Source organism: Serinicoccus hydrothermalis (assembly GCF_001685415.1).
Classification (GTDB): Bacteria; Actinomycetota; Actinomycetes; order Actinomycetales; family Dermatophilaceae; genus Ornithinicoccus; species Ornithinicoccus hydrothermalis.
The window spans coordinates 2,501,139-2,519,820 of the sequence record NZ_CP014989.1 but is presented as its reverse complement, the minus strand read 5'-3'; the positions used below and the strand labels follow the sequence as shown (position 1 = coordinate 2,519,820).

The 18,682-nt window shown below is 72.6% G+C and carries 20 protein-coding genes; 8 read left to right on the top strand and 12 right to left on the bottom strand.

The annotated features are described in order from the left end of the window. The first annotated feature begins 7 nt into the window (after positions 1-7). Complete coding sequence (locus SGUI_RS18250) at positions 8-133, top strand: hypothetical protein (protein ID WP_257784399.1); 126 nt, start codon at positions 8-10, stop codon at positions 131-133. A 1,064-nt stretch (positions 134-1,197) separates the two neighbouring features. Here the strand turns inward: SGUI_RS18250 and SGUI_RS11720 are convergent. The 3 genes from SGUI_RS11720 to SGUI_RS11710 are packed head-to-tail and all read right to left on the bottom strand — an operon-like array spanning position 1,198 to position 4,437. After that, complete coding sequence (locus SGUI_RS11720) at positions 1,198-2,211, bottom strand: hypothetical protein (protein WP_066640407.1); 1,014 nt, start codon at positions 2,209-2,211, stop codon at positions 1,198-1,200. A 23-nt stretch (positions 2,212-2,234) separates the two neighbouring features. Then, positions 2,235-2,747, bottom strand: a complete 513-nt coding sequence (locus SGUI_RS11715) for an NUDIX domain-containing protein (protein ID WP_066640404.1) — start codon at positions 2,745-2,747, stop codon at positions 2,235-2,237. A gap of 4 nt (positions 2,748-2,751) precedes the next feature. Next, positions 2,752-4,437 carry an FAD-binding dehydrogenase gene (locus tag SGUI_RS11710; RefSeq protein ID WP_066640401.1) on the bottom strand — a complete coding sequence of 562 codons (1,686 nt, stop codon included), beginning with the start codon at positions 4,435-4,437 and terminating at the stop codon, positions 2,752-2,754. A 57-nt stretch (positions 4,438-4,494) separates the two neighbouring features. Between SGUI_RS11710 and SGUI_RS11705 the strand changes: the two genes are divergently transcribed. Next, a complete protein-coding gene (locus tag SGUI_RS11705; RefSeq protein WP_066640398.1) occupies positions 4,495-6,216 on the top strand; it encodes a metallophosphoesterase in 1,722 nt (573 codons plus the stop codon). Between the two features lie 117 nt (positions 6,217-6,333). Here the strand turns inward: SGUI_RS11705 and thpR are convergent, their stop codons facing one another. Further along, positions 6,334-6,906 carry an RNA 2',3'-cyclic phosphodiesterase gene (thpR, locus tag SGUI_RS11700; RefSeq protein WP_066640395.1) on the bottom strand — a complete coding sequence of 191 codons (573 nt, stop codon included), beginning with the start codon at positions 6,904-6,906 and terminating at the stop codon, positions 6,334-6,336. 113 nt (positions 6,907-7,019) lie between these two features. Between thpR and SGUI_RS11695 the strand changes: the two genes are divergently transcribed. Beyond that, positions 7,020-7,910, top strand: a complete 891-nt coding sequence (locus SGUI_RS11695) for a DsbA family protein (protein WP_066640393.1) — start codon at positions 7,020-7,022, stop codon at positions 7,908-7,910. Here SGUI_RS11695 and SGUI_RS17145 read toward each other — a convergent pair. Beyond that, a complete protein-coding gene (locus SGUI_RS17145; RefSeq protein WP_083190658.1) occupies positions 7,791-8,378 on the bottom strand; it encodes a DedA family protein in 588 nt (195 codons plus the stop codon). The genes SGUI_RS11695 and SGUI_RS17145 overlap by 120 nt on opposite strands. Positions 8,379-8,380: 2 nt before the next feature. Beyond that, positions 8,381-9,058 carry a biliverdin-producing heme oxygenase gene (locus tag SGUI_RS11690; RefSeq protein ID WP_066640391.1) on the bottom strand — a complete coding sequence of 226 codons (678 nt, stop codon included), beginning with the start codon at positions 9,056-9,058 and terminating at the stop codon, positions 8,381-8,383. A gap of 132 nt (positions 9,059-9,190) precedes the next feature. On the opposite strand from SGUI_RS11690, the gene SGUI_RS11685 reads away from it, so the two are divergent. Then, positions 9,191-10,108, top strand: a complete 918-nt coding sequence (locus SGUI_RS11685) for a carbamate kinase (RefSeq protein WP_066640389.1) — start codon at positions 9,191-9,193, stop codon at positions 10,106-10,108. Positions 10,109-10,127: 19 nt separating this feature from the next. On the opposite strand, the gene SGUI_RS11680 is transcribed toward SGUI_RS11685, so the two are convergent. Both SGUI_RS11680 and SGUI_RS11675 read right to left on the bottom strand, forming a co-directional pair. Further along, positions 10,128-10,673, bottom strand: a complete 546-nt coding sequence (locus SGUI_RS11680; RefSeq protein WP_157621826.1) for a hypothetical protein — start codon at positions 10,671-10,673, stop codon at positions 10,128-10,130. Positions 10,674-10,683: 10 nt separating this feature from the next. Continuing rightward, positions 10,684-10,998: a YciI family protein gene (locus SGUI_RS11675; protein ID WP_066640383.1), complete on the bottom strand. Its 315-nt coding sequence runs from the start codon at positions 10,996-10,998 to the stop codon at positions 10,684-10,686. 110 nt (positions 10,999-11,108) lie between these two features. Between SGUI_RS11675 and SGUI_RS11670 the strand changes: the two genes are divergently transcribed. Genes SGUI_RS11670 through SGUI_RS11660 form a run of 3 tightly spaced genes read left to right on the top strand, consistent with a single transcriptional unit; the run spans position 11,109 to position 13,387 of the window. Beyond that, a complete protein-coding gene (locus tag SGUI_RS11670) occupies positions 11,109-11,261 on the top strand; it encodes a ribbon-helix-helix domain-containing protein (RefSeq protein ID WP_066640379.1) in 153 nt (50 codons plus the stop codon). Next, a complete protein-coding gene (locus SGUI_RS11665; RefSeq protein WP_066640375.1) occupies positions 11,258-11,998 on the top strand; it encodes a hypothetical protein in 741 nt (246 codons plus the stop codon). Before SGUI_RS11670 ends, SGUI_RS11665 begins: the two co-directional genes overlap by 4 nt. 3 nt (positions 11,999-12,001) lie before the next feature. After that, positions 12,002-13,387, top strand: a complete 1,386-nt coding sequence (locus SGUI_RS11660; RefSeq protein WP_066640373.1) for an MFS transporter — start codon at positions 12,002-12,004, stop codon at positions 13,385-13,387. A gap of 174 nt (positions 13,388-13,561) precedes the next feature. Here SGUI_RS11660 and SGUI_RS11655 read toward each other — a convergent pair whose 3' ends face one another. Continuing rightward, a complete protein-coding gene (locus SGUI_RS11655) occupies positions 13,562-14,659 on the bottom strand; it encodes a trans-sulfuration enzyme family protein (protein ID WP_066640370.1) in 1,098 nt (365 codons plus the stop codon). A 35-nt stretch (positions 14,660-14,694) separates the two neighbouring features. After that, positions 14,695-15,270 (bottom strand): CGNR zinc finger domain-containing protein, encoded by a 576-nt coding sequence (locus SGUI_RS11650; protein WP_237141341.1) that lies wholly within the window; start codon positions 15,268-15,270, stop codon positions 14,695-14,697. Between the two features lie 111 nt (positions 15,271-15,381). Between SGUI_RS11650 and SGUI_RS11645 the strand changes: the two genes are divergently transcribed. Continuing rightward, entirely contained in the window at positions 15,382-16,404 is a 1,023-nt protein-coding gene (locus SGUI_RS11645) for an EamA family transporter (RefSeq protein WP_066640366.1), read from the top strand. Positions 16,405-16,467: 63 nt separating this feature from the next. On the opposite strand, the gene SGUI_RS11640 is transcribed toward SGUI_RS11645, so the two are convergent. Both SGUI_RS11640 and SGUI_RS11635 read right to left on the bottom strand, forming a co-directional pair. After that, on the bottom strand, positions 16,468-17,091 hold the full coding sequence (locus SGUI_RS11640; RefSeq protein ID WP_066640364.1) for a DUF4230 domain-containing protein: 624 nt from the start codon (positions 17,089-17,091) through the stop codon (positions 16,468-16,470). A 9-nt stretch (positions 17,092-17,100) separates the two neighbouring features. Beyond that, on the bottom strand, positions 17,101-18,612 hold the full coding sequence (locus SGUI_RS11635) for a S10 family peptidase (RefSeq protein ID WP_066640362.1): 1,512 nt from the start codon (positions 18,610-18,612) through the stop codon (positions 17,101-17,103). Positions 18,613-18,682 lie beyond the last annotated feature (70 nt).

The following is an 18,682-nucleotide window of genomic DNA, read 5'->3' as shown; positions in this document are numbered from 1 at the left end:
TGTCGAGATGAGCGACGCAGGTTGGCGGGTGACGCGGATGGAGCAGCGCAGGGACGACGCGACGCGGCCGCGCGCCTCGATCGCCGCCGTGACCGGCTATCGAACTCGGTCTTCGTCGCGCGTCATGATCTGAGCGGGCCCAAACTCCACGTCCTCCTCGAGCACGCCACCCGGAGACGGGTAGACATCCAGATCCATCATTGCTCCTTGACATCCCCCCCTTACTGATAGGTAGGGAGAATGGTTGAGTAACGAAGCTCACCCGAGGGAAGGGGAATGATGGTCAATCGCAAACTCGTGACTGCGATCGGATTCGCCGCAGCAGCGTCTCTCGCAACGCCGCCTGGCGCTTCGGCAGTGCCCAAGGGCCACGAACACAATGCCACGGCTTCGCCTTCTCAAGAAGGCAGACATGATCGAACTGACCCGAGCATGGGCTCGGCGTTACCTGCCGCCCCCTCGCACAGGGAGGTAGAGAGTTCATTCGAGACCTTGAAAAAGGACTGGGAATCAGCCAACTCAACGAAGAACTTTCCCGACATCTCGCTTGCAGATCTCGGTATCACCCAGTCAGAATCAGGATCTCCCAAGTTTGGCCCTGTTGATCCATCTGTACTGCGTCAACTTGAGCCCCAGCTCGCAGCGCCGGCAGAGAACTTAGTCAGTGAAGGGCCCGGCCAAGGCGGCTCCGAATTCGGCCCTAGCGTATCGGCTGGATGGGACTACATTGGATTCTACGTGCAGTTCAACCGATTTGAGCAAGGCCTCATAATTAGTGGTTCTTTCAGCGTCATTTCCTTGGCGCTATGCGGCCTCGGGCCCATTGTCTGCGCTGTCGCATGGGCCGCTACCATTGCTGCTTCAGTTTGGCTGAGTGACAATGGTCGATGCCCTACCAATAGGCCGTATCTGCGACTGTACCCGAATCAAACTTGGTACAGTCACTGCAGGGAATAAGAGTGACAACTGTCGACGGAGGAACTGGAGATGTCCAACTGGACCGTTGGAGTGCTGGCGACAGTAGCGTTCGCTGCTGGTGCTGCTGGGTACTACTGGACAGACCACCTGGCGCCAGGACCCGTAAGGATCGTGATGCGGACTCTTTTCGTGACGTTGCTCGCGACTCCCGGCATCATCCTGAGCGTCGCCATGCTGAGACGACGTTCTCGATGACGTGCTTGTCCCACGACGGGCGACTCACTCGACCATGAGGTACTCCACCTCGGGGTCGAGCTCGGCCACCTCCTCGGGCGTCGTGAGCGGGCCGAACTCGACGTCCTCCTCGGGGAAGAGCTTGAAGCCGCCGTGCACGTGCTCCGGCGTGGACTCGTTGACCAGGTCGTAGGTGGAGACCTTGTCCTGCGGGTGCCCGATGCCGTCCACCGACTTGATCGCCACGACACCGTCGTGCGCGGTCAGCGCCGCCTCGTCCTGCACCACGCTTGCGTGGACCTGGTGGTAGACCATCGCCTTCTCCGGCAGGTCGTGCTCCTCCACCAGCCCGGAGAGGTATGCCGCGACCTCGTCCAGCTCGGCCCCGGTCGTGCTGCCGTAGACCTCGCCGGGGACCTGGCCGGGCGACACCGCCCACTCCGAGTCCAGGGCCACCCCCACGTCCGGCTCGAGCAGCCACTCCTCGAAGTCGCGCACCTCGTCCGGGAAGGGGACCGCGCCGGTCTGGATGTTGAGCAGCAGCATCGCGTCGTGCCTGCGGGCGAGGTCGAGGTGGTCCTCGATCATCTGGTCGGTGACCTGGGTGCGGAAGCTGCCGTCCTCCCCCGGCACCGGGTGCGCGATCGAGACGACGAGCTCCAGCACCGGGAGCATCTCCCGGTCGCCGGCGAAACCGGCGAGCTCGGTCTCGATCTCCGCGGCCCGCTCGTCGGGGTCCCCGATGCCGAGCCGGCCCATCGCCGGGGAGTCGGGGTCCCCGACATACCCTACGAGGCGGAAGTCGGGGAAGATCTCCCGTCCACCGCGCGGGAGCTCGGCCGGCTCCTCGGTCGTCGGCGCCACCTCCTGCTGCCCCTCCTTGCCGTCGCCGCCCTCTCCCCCGTCGGGCGCCTCCCCGTCGTCGGGCTCGGGGGCCGCCGAGGTAGCGCCTGCCTGCGTGCCGGCCGCGTCCTCCCGGGCGCCTCCGTCGCCCCCGCCGGCGCAGGCCCCTAGCGTCAGCACGCCGGCCAGCGCGAGGATCATCCGACGTCGCCGCATACCCCCACTGTGACACCCGTGCCCTAGCCCGGCAGGTCGAGCAGGCGCCCTGGGCGTGGCGCGTCCGCAGCCCGGGCCAGCACGTCCAGGATGCCTCGCGTGTCCCGGTCGGCGGGGCCGAGCTCGGCCCGGCTGGTCCACCGGGCCTTGCGCGCCTCGGTCGCGAGCGCCAGGCCGGGCCGCTGGTCCAGACGCACCCGGAAGACGACGTCCACCCCCTGTTCGACCGGGTCGACCCGTACCGTGACCGGGTCACCGGGGTCGACGTCGAGCCCGACCTCCTCGGCGACCTCCCGTCGCACCGCGTCTGCCGGATCCTCGGCCCGGCCGAGCAGCCCGCCCGGCAGGCTCCAGCCGCGCCGGTGCGGCTGCCACAGCACGAGGAACTCGCCGTTGTGCTCGAGGACGCACACCGCGCCGACCGTGTAGCTCGGGGCGATTGTGCGCACCACGGCCCGCTTCACCGGCCCCGGCGTCACCCGGAAGCCCAGGAGCGCGGCGGTGCTCGCCTTGCGGCGCAGGGTGCGCAGGTCCATGCGGTCAGCCAACCACAGCCGCCGCGGCCGCTCGACCGGCCGCGCGCCCGGTGAAGAGGCACCCGCCCAGGAAGGTGCCCTCCAGCGACCGGTAGCCGTGCACCCCGCCGCCGCCGAAGCCGGCGACCTCGCCCGCGGCATACAGGCCGGGGACCGGGTCGCCGCGGTCGTCGAGCGCGCGGGAGTCGAGGTCGGTCTGCGCCCCGCCGAGGGTCTTGCGGGTCAGGACGCGCAGCCGCACGGCGACCAGCGGCCCGTGCCTCGGGTCCAGGAAGCGGTGCGGCGCGGCGGTGCGGATGAGCTTGTCGCCCAGCGAGGCCCGTGCCGCACGCACCAGCGCCACCTGCACGTCCTTGCCGTAGCCGTTGGCGAGCTCGCGGTCGCGCGCCTCGACCAGCGCCCGGACGTCCGCCGGGTCGAGCAGGTCCTCGCCGGTCAGCGCGTTCATCCGCGCGACGAGCTCCTCCACGGTCGTCGCCTCGACGACGTCCGCGCCGTGGTCGACGAAGGCCTGCACCGGGGCCGGCACGTCGGTCGTCACCCTGCCCAGCACCTGCCGCACCGAGCGTCCGGTGAGGTCGGGGTTCTGCTCCGAGCCGGAGAGCGCATACTCCTTGCCGAGCACGGTCCGGCTCGCCACGAACCAGCTGTGGTCGTGCTCCGGGGCGGTCCTGCGCAGGTGCGCGAGGGTGCCGAGGGTGTCGAAGCCGGGCAGGTAGGGCGCCGGGAGCCGCCGGCCGGTCGCGTCCAGCCACAGGCTGCTCGGGCCCGGCAGGATCCGGATGCCGTGGCCGGGCCACACCGGCGAGTGGTTGGGTATGCCTTCGACGTAGTGCCACATCCGGTCCCGGTTGACCAGACGCGCACCAGCCGCCGCGAGCGGGTCGAGCATGGAGCCGTCGACGTAGGCCGGGACGCCGGTCACCACCTCCCGCGGCGTCGGCCCGAGCCGCTCCGGCCAGAAACGGCGGACCAGGTCATGGTTCGCCCCGATCCCGCCCGAGGTGACTACGACCGCGCCAGCCTCGATCTCCGCCTCGCCGACGACCTCGCGGGAGGTGGGCATACCCCGCTCCACCGGGTCTTCGGCGAGCACGTCGCAGCACACCCCGGTCACCGCCCCGTCGGTGGTGACCAGCCCGGTCACCCGGTGGCGTCCGCGCAGCCGGACCAGCCCGGCCGCGACCCCGTCCCGCACGACCCGCTCGAAGGGCTCGACCAGCCCCGGCCCGGTGCCCCAGGTGAGGTGGAAGCGTGGCACCGAGTTGCCGTGGCCGGTGGCCGTGCCGTCGCCCCGCTCGGCCCAGCCGACCACCGGGAAGAGGCGCACGCCCCGCTCCCGGAGCCAGGCGCGTTTCTCCCCCGCCGCCCACTCGACGTAGGCCCGGGCCCAGCGCCGCCCCCAGTCGTCCTCGCCGGGCTCGACGACGTCGCCGAGCCGGTCCCACCCCGCGCTGCCGCACCAGTCCTGCCACGCGAGCTCGACCGAGTCGTGGATGCGCATCCGGCGCTGCTCCGGGCTGTCCACGAGGAAGAGCCCCCCGAAGCTCCACCACGCCTGCCCGCCGAGGTGCTCGGTGGACTCCTGGTCGACCAGGACCACCCGGCGCCCGCGGGCGACCAGCTCGGCGGTGGCGACCAGCCCTGCCAGCCCCGCACCGACCACGACCACGTCCGCGTGCTCTGCCATGGCCGCCGACGTTACCCCGCGCAGCTCCGTGGGAGGCGCTCGTTAGGCTCGTCGCCGATGGGCAACCGTGAGCGCATCGCGACAGTGGTCACGGGGCTGCGACGGGTCGGCGTCGTGGTCCTGCTCCTCCTGCTGGCCTTCGCCGGGGGCGTGGTCGCGACCCAGCTGTCGCCGGTGCACACGCAGACCCGCTACTTCGCCGCCGACATCTCGGTGGAGCCCTGGCTCGACTCGACCGTGCGGCTGCCGACCGTCGTCGGCGACATGGAGGTCTCCTTCGCGCGCGCCGTGCTGCCCGCGCCGGGCCTCGAGGCGCAGGTGCAGGTGCGCGAGGAGGTCACCGACCTGCTCCGCCAGGGCCAGCTGCGCGCGGCCGACCTGGAGCCGACGCAGGAGGAGCTGCGCGAGGCGATCGACGCCGGCGTCGCCCAGCTCGCCTGGAAGTTCGCGGCCGGGGCGCTCGTCACGACCGTCCTCGTCATGCTCGCGTATGCCTCCGCCCACCCGGCGCGCGAGCGCTATCTGCACGGGGTGGTCGCCTCGGTCGTCGCGACGGCGCTGGCGATGCTCGTGCCGGGGGCGGCGGCATACCTGACCTATCGGACCGACCGGGTCGCCGAGTTCCGCACCACCAGCCTGCTCTCGCTCGTCGAGCAGAACACCGACATCCTCGCCGGGCTCGACCGCAAGGCCGACCAGGGCGCGGTCTACGTCACCAACCTGCTCGCGCTCTCCTCCGCGATGCGGGAGGAGTTCAGCCCGGACGCAGTCGAGGCGCCGGCCGCGGCGCGCTTCCTGCTCGTGAGCGACATCCACGGGATGAACCAGTACCCGCTGATGCGCGAGATCGTGCAGACCCAGGACATCGACGCCGTCATCGACGCCGGGGACCTGGTCAACTTCGGGCAGGAGGACGAGGGCGACCTCACGGGGATCTACGAGGGGATCGAGAGCCTCGGCGTGCCCTACCTCTACGTGCGGGGCAACCACGACGGCGCCTACGCCCACGACGAGGGCGTGCTCGACCGGATGGCCCAGGTGCCCAACGTCATCCTGCTCGAGCCGACGGAGGGCGACCTGCAGCAGGCGAGCGTCAACGGCGTGACCGTCACCGGCTTCAACGACAGCCGCTACTTCAACCAGCGCAGCGACGACTTCGGCGCCGACCAGAGCGCGCTGGCGGACCGCTTCCAGGAGGAGACCGAGGGGTTGGCGCCCAGCGACATCGTGCTGACCCACCAGCCCTACGCCGCCGACCGGGTGAGCGCCGAGGCGGTCACGATCAACGGTCACATGCACGTGCCCGACCTGACCGGGCAGCACCTGCAGGTCGGGTCGTTCACCGGTGGCGGGCTGGTCAACCAGTTCCGGCTGCCGCCGTTGACGGAGGAGGCGCAGGAGGCGGCCGAGGAGGACCCGGAGACGGCCGGCGAGCTCCTGGGCAACCCCTACAGCTTCGACATCCTCACCTTCGGCGAGGACTGCGCGATCAGCAGCCTGACGCGCTACAGCTACCGCAACCTGGTGTCCGGTCGCCCGCAGTTCGACGACGTCAGCCTCATCAACGGCCGGACGATCCAGCCGCAGCCGTCGGCCGACCGCACCTGCTCACCGGACCAGGGCGTCTCCGTCCAGCCGGTGGAGCAGATCATCAGCGACTCCGAGGCCGACCCGACCACGGTCGAGGTCACGCCGCCGGACGACGCCGTGGTCACCACCCTCCCGCCCCTGGAGCTGCCCGACATCGAGGACGACGCGAGCGTTACGGGCGCGCCCTGACCGACCGGCCGCGCGGTTTGCGTCGACCGACCGCGCAGTTCGTGCACACCGGCCGCACGGTTTGTGTCGACCGACCGCGCAGTTCGTGCACACCGGCCGCACGGTTTGCGTTTGGGCTCAGCGCAGGGACCAGGTGTGGCGGACGGCATACCTCGGGGTCCCGCCGGGGCCCTGGCCGAGCTCGGAGCGGACCAGGCAGACCTCGGTCGCGGTCCACGACGAGGTATGCAGGGTGTCCAGCGCCTGCACCAGGTGGCCGGCGGCGCGGGGTCGGCCGACCGAGCGCGCGAGCGTGAGGTGCGGGCTGAAGCGGGTGCCGTCGACCCGCGCGCCGGCCCGGCTGGACAGCGCCCGCAGGCTCTGCGCCCAGCTCTGCAGGGACCCGGGGTCCGCCTGCTCGACCGCGGCCCAGAGCACCTTCGCGGCACCCGGGTCGGGGAAGGCCCCGGCACCCCGCAGCGTCAGGCGCACCGGCTGCGCGCGGGCGGCCCACTGCATACCCTCCTCGATGAGCGCCTCCTCCCGCCACTCCTCCAGCTCGGGCAGGAAGGCGAGCGTGACGTGCCGGTGCTCCGGTCGGGTCCAGCGCCAGTCGCCGCGGGGCGCGAGCGCGTCCTGACGCGGCTCGAGGAAGTCGTCGATCTCGGCACCGACGGGGGCGGGTGGGATCAGGGCGATGAAGGCACGCACCCGCCCATGGTGTCAGCCCGGCGTGGACACACGGCCTGTCCGGTCGGGTCACGGGCTGACGTACGGGGTGTCCGGTCGGCGCTGGGGCCGGACCCGTGTGACACGCTGGCCGGGTGAGCGAGCCCGCAGCCCGGACCAGTGACCGCACCGTCGTCGCGATCGCGTGGGCCGTGGCGGCCGTGGTCATCGCGCTGGTGGTGGCCTTCATCGCCTGGCTGGCGCTCGGCGACCGCGCCGGCTCCCCCGACGCTGATGGGGCCGCCGTCACCGTCACGGCGCCCGCGACCGGCGACGAGCAGGGGACCCCGGCAGCCGAGGACGGCACCTCGGCGGGCGGGCAGAGCACGACCGGGCAGGGCTCCGGCGAGGAGAGCTCCGCCGGCGACAGCCCGGCCCCGGGCTCCGACCCCGGCGCGACCGAGCAGACCCCCTCCCCCGAGGTCGCCCAGCTCCTGCTCGACCTGCAGCGCCGCGACCCCGACGACACGATGGCCGTCGGCGAGGTCGACGCGCCGGTGGTGATGATCGAGTACGCCGACTACCGCTGCCCCTACTGCGCGCGCTTCCAGCTCGAGGTCCGCCCCGAGCTGGTCCCGCTGGTCGAGGACGGGACGCTGCGCATCGAGTTCCGTGACCTCGTGCTCTTCGACGAGGCCTCGGAGCTGGCCGCCGTCGCCGGCCGCGCCGCCGCCGAGCAGGGCCACCTCACGGACTTCCAGGACGCGGTCTTCGCCCTCTCCACCGACGGGCACGGCGACTACGGCCGCGAGGAGCTCATCGCCATCGCGGAGGAGGTCGGCGTCCCGGACCTGGCGCAGTTCGAGTCCGACCTGGAGTCCGAGGAGCTCATCGCCGCCGTCCGCGCCGACACCGAGGAGGCCCGCTCACTCGGTGTCTCGTCGACCCCGACCTTCCTCGTCAACACCCAGGTGCTGCAGGGCCTCTACCCGGCCGACCACGTCCTCGGCATCGTCGAGAGCGAGGCAGCGGCGGCGCAGCAGTAGGTGCCCGGCCACCGCCGCGCCGAGCAGCAGGACCGCCACCAGCGCCACCAGCAGCGGGTGCCCGCTCACCACGGCACCCACGACGGCGGCCCACACCGCGAAGCCGACGGTCGCGTAGATCGTCGCCCACGCCAGCGCGCCCGGCACCTGGGCGAGGGTGAACCGCCCCCACGGCATCCGGATCGCGCCCGCGCCCGCGAGGACCAGCGTCTGCAGCCCCACGGTCAGGTAGCACAGCGCCACCGCGACCATGCCCCAGCGCTGCACGACAGCGCGCCCCCGCCCGACCGCCTCGCCGTCGAGCCACCGGTGCACCGCGGCGGTCCACCCGCTCGTCGGACGGGTGTGCCGCAGCGCCTGCTCGGTGACGAGGCGCGCCACGGCATACGTCACCTGCCCGCGCAGCAGCGCCACGAGGAAGAGGAAGGCGAGCGCACCGACGAAGGGGTAGGCGTCGAGATCGGGCATCCTCAGCCGCCGACCCCCGCGGCGCAGTGCAGCGGCGTCCGGGCCGCCGAGAGGTCGGCGAAGACCGCCTCGTTGAGCCGGAAGCTCTCCACCGCGGCGGCCAGCACGGCCTCCCGCTGCGCGTCGGTCAGGCGGAGCCGGTCGAGCCGGTCGCGGTAGCGGTCCTTGTAGACCTTCGGCCTCTCGATGCCGGCGAAGGTGTAGAACGTCAGCCCCTCGAGCGGCACCCCGTAGTGCCGGTGCACCAGCCGCGCCACGACCTGCCCGCCGGACAGGTCGCCGAGGTAGCGGACGTAGTGGTTGGCCAGGACCATCTCCGGGGTATGCCGCTCGCGCAGCGTGGTCGCGTAGGCCGAGGTCGCGACGCAGATCGGCAGCCGGCCGTCGGCGAGGCGCACCTCGTGATCCGGCCCGACGAGGACCTCGAGGTCGTGGACCAGGGAGGGCACGCGGTCCAGGCGCCGGTCGTCCAGCGGGGCCAGGAGCGGGTGGTCGGCGTAGTGCGTGCGCAACACGTCCTCCAGCGCCCGGTAGACGAGCAGGTGCTGGGTGGCGAGCGCGGTGAAGGCGGCGGCGCACGCGCGACCCTCCACGAGCTCGGTGACGAAGGCCGAGCGCTCGGCAGAGGTGTGCGCCGACGCGGTGGCCTCGCGCAGCGCCTGCGACAGGGGTGCGGTCACGGGCCCTCACCTTCGCTCGAACTCACTAAGGTCACCCTAACCTTAGCCGGACGGGCGACCCGGCGGAAGTCGCGGCCCGGGCACAGGCCGCGCGTCCCGTCCGGACGGCGGGCGAGCGCATACCGTCGGCGCATGAGGATCGTCGTCGCCCTCGGTGGGAACGCGCTGCTGGAGCGTGGGCAGGTGCCGGACGCCGCGGCCCAGGTCGCCAACATCCGGCGGGCGATGCGCGCGCTGGCGCCGCTCACCGACGACCACCAGGTCGTCATCACCCACGGCAACGGCCCGCAGGTCGGGATCCTCGCGATGGAGAGCGCGGACGACGCGCGGCTGAGCCAGCCGTACCCGTTCGACGCGCTGGGGGCGATGACGCAGGGGCTCATCGGCTACTGGATCCTGCAGGCGATCGGCAACGAGCGGCCCTACCGGCAGTTCGCGGCCGTCCTCAACCAGACCCTCGTCGACGCCGACGACCCGGCCTTCTCCGACCCGACCAAGTTCGTCGGGGAGGTCTACGACGAGCAGACCGCGCGCGAGCTGGCCGACCGGCACGGGTGGCAGGTCAAGGCCGACGGTGAGCACTGGAGGCGCGTCGTCCCCTCGCCCCGGCCGCGCGAGATCATCGAGACCAGGCTCATCGACCACCTGCTCGACGAGTCGGTCATCGTCGTCTGCGCCGGCGGTGGCGGCGTGCCCGTCGTGCGGACGGGCACCGGCGACCTGCGCGGGGTCGAGGCGGTCATCGACAAGGACCTGTCCGCCGCGCTGCTGGCGCACCGGCTCGGCGCGGACCGGCTGCTCGTGCTCACCGACGTGCCGGCGGTCATGCACGGCTTCGGCACGCACGCCGCGCGCGAGATCCGGCGCACGACGCCGCAGGAGCTGCGGGCGCTCGACCTCCCGGCCGGGTCGATGGGTCCCAAGGTCGAGGCGGTATGCCGCTTCGTCGAGGTGGGCGGCGCCAGCGCGGCAGCCGCGATCGGCAGCCTGGAGGAGGTCGCCTCGCTCGTCGACGGCTCCGCCGGGACGTTCGTCACGGCGCAGGGGTGAGCGGGGGATCTGTTGGAGCTCAGCGTCGGGTCGCGGCGGTGCCGATGAGCGCGACCATGAGCAGGCCGGCCAGGACGGCCGCCGCGGGGGCGGCCACCGGCGTCCATACCAGGCCGAGCACGAGGCCGAGCCCGCCCACGACCGACACGGCTCCCCCGAGGCCGAAGAAGAAGGGCACGCCGAAGGCCCGCGCGAACGGGATGAAGTGCAACCCCACGCCGAGGGCGATGAGCGCCGGCCCGAGTTCGGGGACGCCTCCGGCACGCAGCAGGGCGCTCCCACCGATGAAGAACACGAGCATCCCGAGGACGGAGAGGCCATAGATCAGGCCGGCGCGAGGGTGCGGTGCGGACGTCTGCCGGGCACCGCCGCGCCGCACGAGGACGGCCCACGCCGCCACGAGGAGCAGCACGACCCAGGCGATCAGCGCTGCCGTCGACCAGGCCTGCGGCAGCTCTCCCCGGTTGACGAGCACGAAGACCGTGCCGCCCACCAGACCGATGACCGACCCGATCATCGCCCCTGGCGCACGTACCGCCGCCGCAGTCTCCCCACCCTCGACCATGCCGTCGAAACTACACCTCGTCGGCGAGCGCCCCGTCGAACCACGCCCCCAGCACCGGGGTCCACTCACGGATCGCCACCTGCTCGACCAGCCCCTGCTGCTGGAACGGGTCCTCCCGGAGCAGCTCGGCGAGGTCGGCGGCGCTGTCGCCACGCAGGACGAGCAGCGCCGCGTCGGGCGCCTCCTCGATCGTCGCGTAGGGACCGCTCAGCAGCACCGTGCCCTCGGCCGCCAGCGCACCGAGGAAGTCGCGGTGCGCCGAGCGGTGCTCGTCGCGCGCCGCGGTGTCGTCGGAGTAGGTGTAGTGCACGACGAAGAGGCTCATGCGCCACATCCTAGGGACGCCCCACCCCCACCGAGCGCCGCGAATGGTTGGCGACCTCCCCCGCCGACCGACCGTGGCGCCCTTCGACCTAGATTGCTAGCATCCTAGGTATGCCGGACAAGACGCAGTTCAACGTCTACCTCCCCCGCGACCTCATCACCGAGATCAAGCACCGGGGCATCGACGAGGGCACCAGCCTGTCGGCGCTGGTTGAGAAAGCCCTGCGCCACTACCTCGACACCACCGAGGGAGGACGGTCATGACCGAGCAGCTCACCGCCCGGCCGATCCGGTTCACCGCGGACCTACCCGCCTGGCGCCACCTCGTCGAGACGCTGGGCGGCCGGCTGCTGCTCGAGCGCCCCGGCTGGCTGGTGTATGCCCTGGGCTCGGGACGCCTCGCGCTGCACCAGGCGAACGAGGACCAGCCCTCGGGCACCGCGCTGGCCTTCGAGACGAGCACGCCGATCCCCGAGGCGGTACAGCAGGTGGCTGCCCGAGGCATACCGATCACCCTCGGACACCCCGACCACGGCGAGGCCGGCATCGTCAGCGCCCCGGACGGGACCCGGCTCACGCTCGACTCCCCGACCCCGGTCGAGACGTCGCGCCAGAACACGGACCGCGCCCCCGACCCACGACTCTCCGTGCTGCCGATCTGGTACGGCCCCGACCCGGCGATGATCCGCCGCACCCTGGAGGGACTCGGTTCCCGACCGCGGCTCGTCGGTGACGACGGCACCTGGACCGACCTGACCTGCTCCGGCGGCGGCCTGGTCGCGGCCCACCGCGCGGACGCCCCGGGGACCGAGCTCGCCCTCGAGTGGGACGGTGACGTCGAGGACGCCCTCGCGCTGCTGACGGGCGCGGGGATCGAGGCGGTCCTCATCGACGAGACCTACTCGCGCACCGTGCAGATCACCGACCCGGACGGCGGCTCGACGATCTGGGTCAACGAGCGCCAGACCGACCTCTACGGCTACACCCGCGCCGAGGCCTGAGCCGTGTCCGGGGCACGACCCGCAGGACGCCGGGCCGCGCTGCTCGCCCTCGCGCTCCTCACGGTGGAGTTCCTCGCGGGGATGCAGCGCTACCTCTCCCAGACCGTGCTCCCGCTCGTCGCGAGCGACCTGGACGGGGCGCACCTCTACGGCCCGCTCGACGCCGCCGCGCAGGCGCCGCTCTTCCTCATGCTGCCCGCCGGTGCCTGGCTGCTCTCGCGAGTGCCGGTGCGCACGCTCATGCTCGCCTTCACGCTGGTCACGGTGCTCGGCTCGGCGACCTGTGCGCTCGCGCCAAGCATGCCGGTCTTCATCGCCGGCACCGCGGTCCGGGCACTGGCCGCCGGCGCGCTCGCGACGATCAGCCTCGGTGCGATCAGTCGTGGCCTGCCCGCCCGGCACCGCCAGCTCGTGCTCGCCGGCATGTCCGGCGTCTGGTTGCTGTCCTCCACGCTCGGCCCGGTGTATGCCGCGACCACGGCCTCCCTGCTCGGCTGGCGCTGGGCGATGGTCGCCTACCTGCCGCTGCTGGTGCTCGCCCGCTGGGCCGTCGCCCGGCAGTTCCCTCCCGAGGCGGAGCAGGAGCCGACCGGCCAGACCGTCCCGTGGCGGTGGGCGGTCGTGCTCGCCGCCGGTGCCGCCGTCCTCGCGCTGCCCGCCGGTGGGGCGTCCCTGGTCGCGGTGGCGGCGGGAGCCGGCGCCATGCTCTGGGCCACCGCGCGTCTCCTCCCGCCGGGGACGCTGCGCGCACGGGGCGGTCGGCGCGCCGTGCTCACCGCGCTCGGGGTGACGGCGGCGGCATACTTCGGCGCCACCATGGTGCTCTCGGTCGTGGCCTACGACGGCCTCGGGCTGGGCACCGCGTCCTTCGCCGTCGTCATCGCGGCGCCGGGTGTCGCCTGGGCGCTCACCGGCCTGTGGACCGGCGCGCACCCGGCGCTGGAGGACCACCCCTTCGCGCGGCGCTCACGGCGGGCCGGCGGTCTGCTGGCCGCCGGCGTCCTCGTGCTGCTCGCCACGACCACCCTCGCGCCGGCTCCGCCCTGCGCCTTCGCCGGTCTGCTGCTGGGAGCCACGCTGGCCGGGCTCGGCATGGGCGCGCTCTACCCCGACCTCCTCGGCCGCTGCCTGACGCAGCCGGACCCCGACGACGGCATCACGGCCGACCGAATGGCAGGCGCCGCCGTGCTCGTGGAGTCGGTGGGCATGGCGGTCGCCACGACGGCGGGGTATGCCTTCCTCGGCACCGGCTTCGGGCTCGGCGCGGGCGTGGCCGACCGCGCACCGTGGCTCTACCTCGCGCTCACGGTGGTGGTGGCGCTCATGCTGCACCGGCTCCGGGCCGCCGCGCGTCCGGACCCAGCGCATACCCCGGCGGTCACGTCCTGACAGACCAACCATTCGCGACGCCCGGTGGGGCAGGAGGCAACCATTCGCGGCGCCCGGTGGGTCGGGAGGCAACCATTCACGACGCCCAGTGGGTCAGGAGGCAACCATTCACGACGCCCGGTGGGTCAGGAGGCAACCATTCACGACGCCCGGTGGGAGGAGAGGCCGCGCCGGTCAGCGCGGAGAAGCGTCGAGGGCCCGGGCGAGGTCCGCCCAGAGGTCCTCGACGTCCTCGACGCCGACCGAGAGGCGGAGCAGCGTCTCGGGGACCGTCTCGACCTCCAGCGCGTGGCGGCGGCGACGCTCGATCTGGCTCTCCACCCCGCCGAGGCTGGTCGAGTGCACCCACAGCCTGGTCGCGGCACAGATCGCCTCGGCCCGCTCGACGCCCCCGGCGACCTCGATCGACACCATGCCGCCGAAGCCGGGGTAGCGCACCCGCTGCACGACCGGGTGCTCCTCGAGCCGTGCGACGAGCTCGCGCGCGTTGGCCTCGGCGCGCTCCAGCCGCAGGTGCAGCGTCCGCACCCCGCGCAGCACGAGGAAGGTCTCCATCGGGCCCGGGATCGCGCCGTAGAGCGTGCGGTGCGTGTGCAGCCGCTCCAGCAGGTCGGGCCGCTCCCCCGAGACGACCAGCGCGCCGAAGAGCGCGTCCGAGTGCCCGGCGAGATACTTCGTCGCCGAGTGCACCACCACGTCGGCACCCCAGGTCAGCGGCTGCTGCGCCAGCGGCGTCGCGAAGGTGTTGTCGCACACCACGACGGGCCGGTCCTCGCCGTACCGCTCGACCAGCCCGCGCACGACCCCCGCCACATCGGTGACCTCCATCATCGGGTTGGACGGCGACTCCAGGTGCAGCACGTCCGCCCCCTCGCAGGCGTCGACGATCGCCGCGACGTCCTCGGGGGCGACCCGCCGCTGGGTGAGCGCGCCGGCGACCTCGCGGTCGGCCAGCTGGCCGGTGGTGCCGTTGTAGACGTGCGTCGGCGCGACGACCACGCCACCGACCGGGACCAGCGACATGGTCGCCGCGATGGCACCCATCCCGGAGGCGAAGACCAACGCGTCGCCCCCCTCCAGCGACCCGAGCACTTCCTCCAGGGCCTCCCAGGTCGGGTTGCCGTCACGGGCGTAGTCCACCGCGCCGTCTGCGGCATACGTCGAGGTGAAGGTCACCGGCACGTTGACCGGGGCGCCGGGCTCTCGGGCCGGCCGCCCGAGGGACACGGCGCGGGTGCCGGGGGCGAGCGCCTCGCCGTCGTGGGGGGTCATGGTCGTCCTCCGGTATGCCGTCTGCGCGGTCGGCGTCAGTCCTCGCCGCTCTGTCGCTCACGATAGGCCGCGGCGGCGACCCGGTTGCCGCAGGTGGTGCTGCAGAAGCGCTTGGACCGGTTGCGGGAGAGGTCGACCAGGACCCCGTCGCAGTCGTCGGCGCCGCACCGGCGCAGCCGCTGCAGCTCGTCGGCGCGCACGACGTCGATCATGGCCATCGCCGCCTCGACCGCCATGCGGGTGGCGAAGGGGGCGTCGTCGGGGACGCCGTGCAGGTGCCAGCCCCACCCGTCGTGGTCGACCAGCTGCGGGACCGCCCGCTCCTGGGCGAGCATCGTGTTGACGAGGTCGACCACCCCCGGCTCGTCGAGGTCCCAGAGCTGGGCCAGCCGCGGACGGAGGGCGCGGACCCGCTCGACCCCGGCCCGGTCCGTGGGCGGCCGCCCCGACCAGCCCCACGTCGAGGCGAAGTCCTGCAGCTCGGCGGCGCCGGTGAGGGTGTCGAGCCCGTCCGCCCGGGCGCGCACGGCCTGCTCGGAGGGCAGGTGGTCGCTGCCGCTGCCGGCTCCCGTCCGGGTGTTGACCAGCCCGGCGGCACCCTGGAGCGCCACCTCTGTGTCATGGGTGAAAAGCAACTTGACTCCTGATGACCGCGGTCACTATCGTCATGAGTGTCACTGATTCACACCCATGACATCAATCCGAGAGAGGGGGCCAGCCCCATGACCACCACCCGTACGACCCTCGACCCGCGCACCACCCGACCCCGTGCCGTCGCGCGACCCGGCCTGCGCACCGTGCTCGCGGGGCTGGCCGTCGCCATCGTCTCGGCCGCGATGTTCGGCACCTCCGGCACCGTCGGCAAGAGCCTGCTGCTCACCGGCTGGTCCTCGGGCGCCGCCGTCGCCGTCCGCGTCGGGCTCGGCGCGCTCATCCTCGCCGGGCCTGCCGCGATCGCGATGCGCGGCCGGTGGCACCTGCTGCGACGCCCGGTCACCTGGATCCACACCGGGCTCTTCGGCCTGCTGGCCGTCGCCACCGCCCAGCTGTTCTACTTCCTGGCCGTCGAGCGGCTCTCCGTCGGCGTGGCCCTCATGCTGGAGTACCTCGGCCCGATCCTCGTCGTCGGCTGGCTCTGGGCCCGCCACGGCCAGCGGCCCCGCGCCCTCACCGTCGGCGGCGTCAGCCTCGCGGTCATCGGCCTGCTGCTCGTGCTCGACGTCCTCGGCGACGTGCAGCTGAGCACCGTCGGGGTCGTGTGGGGCCTGGTCGCCGCTGTCGGCCTCGCCGGCTTCTTCATCGTCGGCTCCGACGACTCCAGCGGCCTGCCGCCGACCGCCTTCGCCGCGCTCGGTATGGCGATCGGCGCGGCCGTCCTCGGGCTGGCCGGCCTCATCGGCGTCCTGCCCATGAGCGTCAGCACGCAGAGCGTGACCCTCGCCGGCGCCACCGCGCCGTGGTGGCTGCCGGTGGCCTGGCTCGGCCTGGTCGCCGCGGCCGGGGCATACCTCACGGGGATCATCGCCGCACGCATGCTCGGCGCCAAGGTCGCCTCCTTCGTGGGGCTGGCCGAGGTGATGTTCGCCGTGCTCTTCGCCTGGCTGCTGCTCGGGGAGATGCCGGCGCCCGTGCAGCTGCTCGGCGGCGCCCTCATCGTCGCCGGCGTGGCCGCGGTCAAGGCCGACGAGCGCGACGACGAGCCGCCGGCCGCGACCTACGAGGTGGAGCCGCTGCCCGAGGCCTGACGCCTCGATCACGGTCCCGTGGGAGTCGGCACCCTTGCCGACTTCCACGGGACCATCGGCTTGTCAGCCGGCGAAGGTGACCGACACGTCCTCGTGCCCCAGGGCCTCCAGCAGCCCCTCGAGCATGGCGATCGTGTTGCTCTCGGCGAGCTCGACCAGCGGCCCCGTCCCCTCGGCGGCCTCGCTCATCTGCGCCACCGCGACCCGCTGCGCCTCCTGCTCCAGGTCCGAGCCCCGGAAGCGGTTGGTGATCCCCCGGTCGACGCTGACGACGTAGCTCTCCTCGAGGTCCAGCACGGGGTCGCCGACGCTCGGCTCCGGGAGCCGCACCCGGACCGCGCCGCTCTCCTCGTCGACCTGCACCCGGCGCTCGTCGAGCGTGCTGAAGTCGACCACCGCGTCGACCGTGCCCTTGCCGACGTAGAGCACCCGCTCTCCGCTGATCCAGCCGGGCACGAAGCGGGTGTCCCGCTCCAGGTCGACGACGGTCTCGTAGTAGGCGCTGGCCGCGTGGAAGTCGCTGATCTCGGTGAGCGACTGCAGCACCGAGGGCCCGGTCCGGTCGATCTCCTCCTCGACGAAGGGGTTGAGCGAGGGGCGCCAGTCGGTGAGCAGGGCAAGGCCGCCGACCAGGGCCAGCAGCACCACGGGGATCATCGCCACGACACCGAGCAGACGACCCTTCATGGCCCCAACCTAGCTGCCGGCGGTCGCCGCGCGCCGGACGAAGTCGGTGATGCCCTCGGCCTCCTCGACCCGCGAGCTCTCGCCGACGTAGGGCATGTGCCCGGTCTCGAACCACGCGTGCTCGATCCGGTCCAGCGCCGCGTCCGGCAGGCGCAGGTGCGCGACCGTGTCCTCGGCGGCGGCATACGGCGTCGCGAGGTCGTAGTAGCCGTACTCGAAGCGGACCCGCAGGTGCGGGTTGGCGCGCATGACCCGCTCCAGCTTGTCGACGACGTTGATCGGCCTGGCCTCGAACTCCTTGTAGGACCAGTGCTCGATGGCGTCGGAGAAGACGGCGTAGGGCAGGTCCAGCTCCGACCTCAGCTCGGCCCGCAGGTAGTGGTGGATCGCGGCGGCGTAGGGGCCCATGATCGCGTCGATGCTGGGGTCGGCGTCCATGCCCTCGGCGATCCCGGAGTGCAGGACGCCCTTGATCCGGCCGTCGATCCGGCCGACCGTCTCGCCGCGGTCGCGCAGCAGCTCGGTGCAGAAGCGCCAGTGCTCGGGCCGCAGGTCGCAGCGCTCGACGTAGTCCTGCGACAGCCCGGTCAGCCGGGCCAGCTGCGCGGCGACGTCGGCGCGCTCGTCGTCGGTGAGCCGGTTGCCCCGCGCCAGCGCCCAGCGGTATGCCCCCGCCGCGAACTCCTCGGCCTCACCGAGCACCTCGGCGAGGTCCCGCCCCTCGTGCCGGCCGTGGTAGTGCGCGATCGCCGCGTAGGTCGGGACGTAGGACAGGCAGGCCTCGTCGAAGCGCAGGAATCGGAAGTCCTGGGTGCCGAAGTCCAGCACGCTGGAGATGAGCACCAGCCCGTTGAGCTGCATCCCGAAGCTCGAGAAGAGGCGCTCGGCCACCGAGACGGCGCGGGTGGTGCCGTAGGACTCCCCGGCCAGGAACTTCGGGCTCATCCACCGGTCCTCGCGGGTGCACCACAGCCGGATGAGCTCGGTGACCTGCTCGACGTCCTTCTTCCACCCGTGGAACTCCTTGGCCTTGCCGCCCTCGACCGCCCGCGACCACCCGGTGGACATCGGGTCGATGAAGACCAGGTCGGAGGCGCGCAGCAGCGTCTCCGGGTTGTCCGCGAGGGCATACGGCGGCGGCGTCGGGTCGTTCGGCTCGCCCGCGACCGCGATCCGCGGCCCGAGCACTCCCAGGTGCAGCCAGACCGAGCTCGACCCCGGCCCGCCGTTGAAGACGAAGGTGATCGGGCGGCTCCGGTCGGGCTCGCCGTCCTCGTCGGTGACGGTGTATGCCGTGACCGCCAGCTCCCCGCGCGGCGTCCAGCCCTGGAAGACGTCGTCCTTGACCTCCTCCTCGCGGATGACGATGCGGCCGGTCCGCGCGGTATACGTCAGCTCGCCGTCCGCGGTCTCGATGCTGTGCGTCGTCTCGACGAGCTGGTCGCGCGGCTCAGTGCGGGTCTGGCTCCCACCCGTCCGGTCCTCGGTCCCTGCGCTGTCCGTCGTGGCCTCGTCGCTCATGGCCGCCACTGTATGCCGCACCTCGGTGACTGTTCGGGTGAGCCAGGTGGGACAGGGCGAACTCGCACCC

What these genes read in the sequence shown, in the direction of transcription:
- SGUI_RS11705 (WP_066640398.1), top strand. Translation starts at nt 4,495, where the DNA reads ATGGGCAACCGTGAGCGCATCGCGACAGTGGTCACGGGGCTGCGACGG.
- SGUI_RS11655 (WP_066640370.1), bottom strand. Translation starts at nt 14,659, where the DNA reads ATGACCCCCCACGACGGCGAGGCGCTCGCCCCCGGCACCCGCGCCGTG.
- SGUI_RS11685 (WP_066640389.1), top strand. Translation starts at nt 9,191, where the DNA reads ATGAGGATCGTCGTCGCCCTCGGTGGGAACGCGCTGCTGGAGCGTGGG.
- SGUI_RS11680 (WP_157621826.1), bottom strand. Translation starts at nt 10,673, where the DNA reads ATGGTCGAGGGTGGGGAGACTGCGGCGGCGGTACGTGCGCCAGGGGCG.
- SGUI_RS17145 (WP_083190658.1), bottom strand. Translation starts at nt 8,378, where the DNA reads ATGCCCGATCTCGACGCCTACCCCTTCGTCGGTGCGCTCGCCTTCCTC.
- SGUI_RS11665 (WP_066640375.1), top strand. Translation starts at nt 11,258, where the DNA reads ATGACCGAGCAGCTCACCGCCCGGCCGATCCGGTTCACCGCGGACCTA.
- SGUI_RS11645 (WP_066640366.1), top strand. Translation starts at nt 15,382, where the DNA reads ATGACCACCACCCGTACGACCCTCGACCCGCGCACCACCCGACCCCGT.
- SGUI_RS11635 (WP_066640362.1), bottom strand. Translation starts at nt 18,612, where the DNA reads ATGAGCGACGAGGCCACGACGGACAGCGCAGGGACCGAGGACCGGACG.
- SGUI_RS11715 (WP_066640404.1), bottom strand. Translation starts at nt 2,747, where the DNA reads ATGGACCTGCGCACCCTGCGCCGCAAGGCGAGCACCGCCGCGCTCCTG.
- SGUI_RS18250 (WP_257784399.1), top strand. Translation starts at nt 8, where the DNA reads ATGAGCGACGCAGGTTGGCGGGTGACGCGGATGGAGCAGCGCAGGGAC.
- SGUI_RS11675 (WP_066640383.1), bottom strand. Translation starts at nt 10,998, where the DNA reads ATGAGCCTCTTCGTCGTGCACTACACCTACTCCGACGACACCGCGGCG.
- SGUI_RS11710 (WP_066640401.1), bottom strand. Translation starts at nt 4,437, where the DNA reads ATGGCAGAGCACGCGGACGTGGTCGTGGTCGGTGCGGGGCTGGCAGGG.
- SGUI_RS11670 (WP_066640379.1), top strand. Translation starts at nt 11,109, where the DNA reads ATGCCGGACAAGACGCAGTTCAACGTCTACCTCCCCCGCGACCTCATC.
- SGUI_RS11640 (WP_066640364.1), bottom strand. Translation starts at nt 17,091, where the DNA reads ATGAAGGGTCGTCTGCTCGGTGTCGTGGCGATGATCCCCGTGGTGCTG.
- SGUI_RS11720 (WP_066640407.1), bottom strand. Translation starts at nt 2,211, where the DNA reads ATGCGGCGACGTCGGATGATCCTCGCGCTGGCCGGCGTGCTGACGCTA.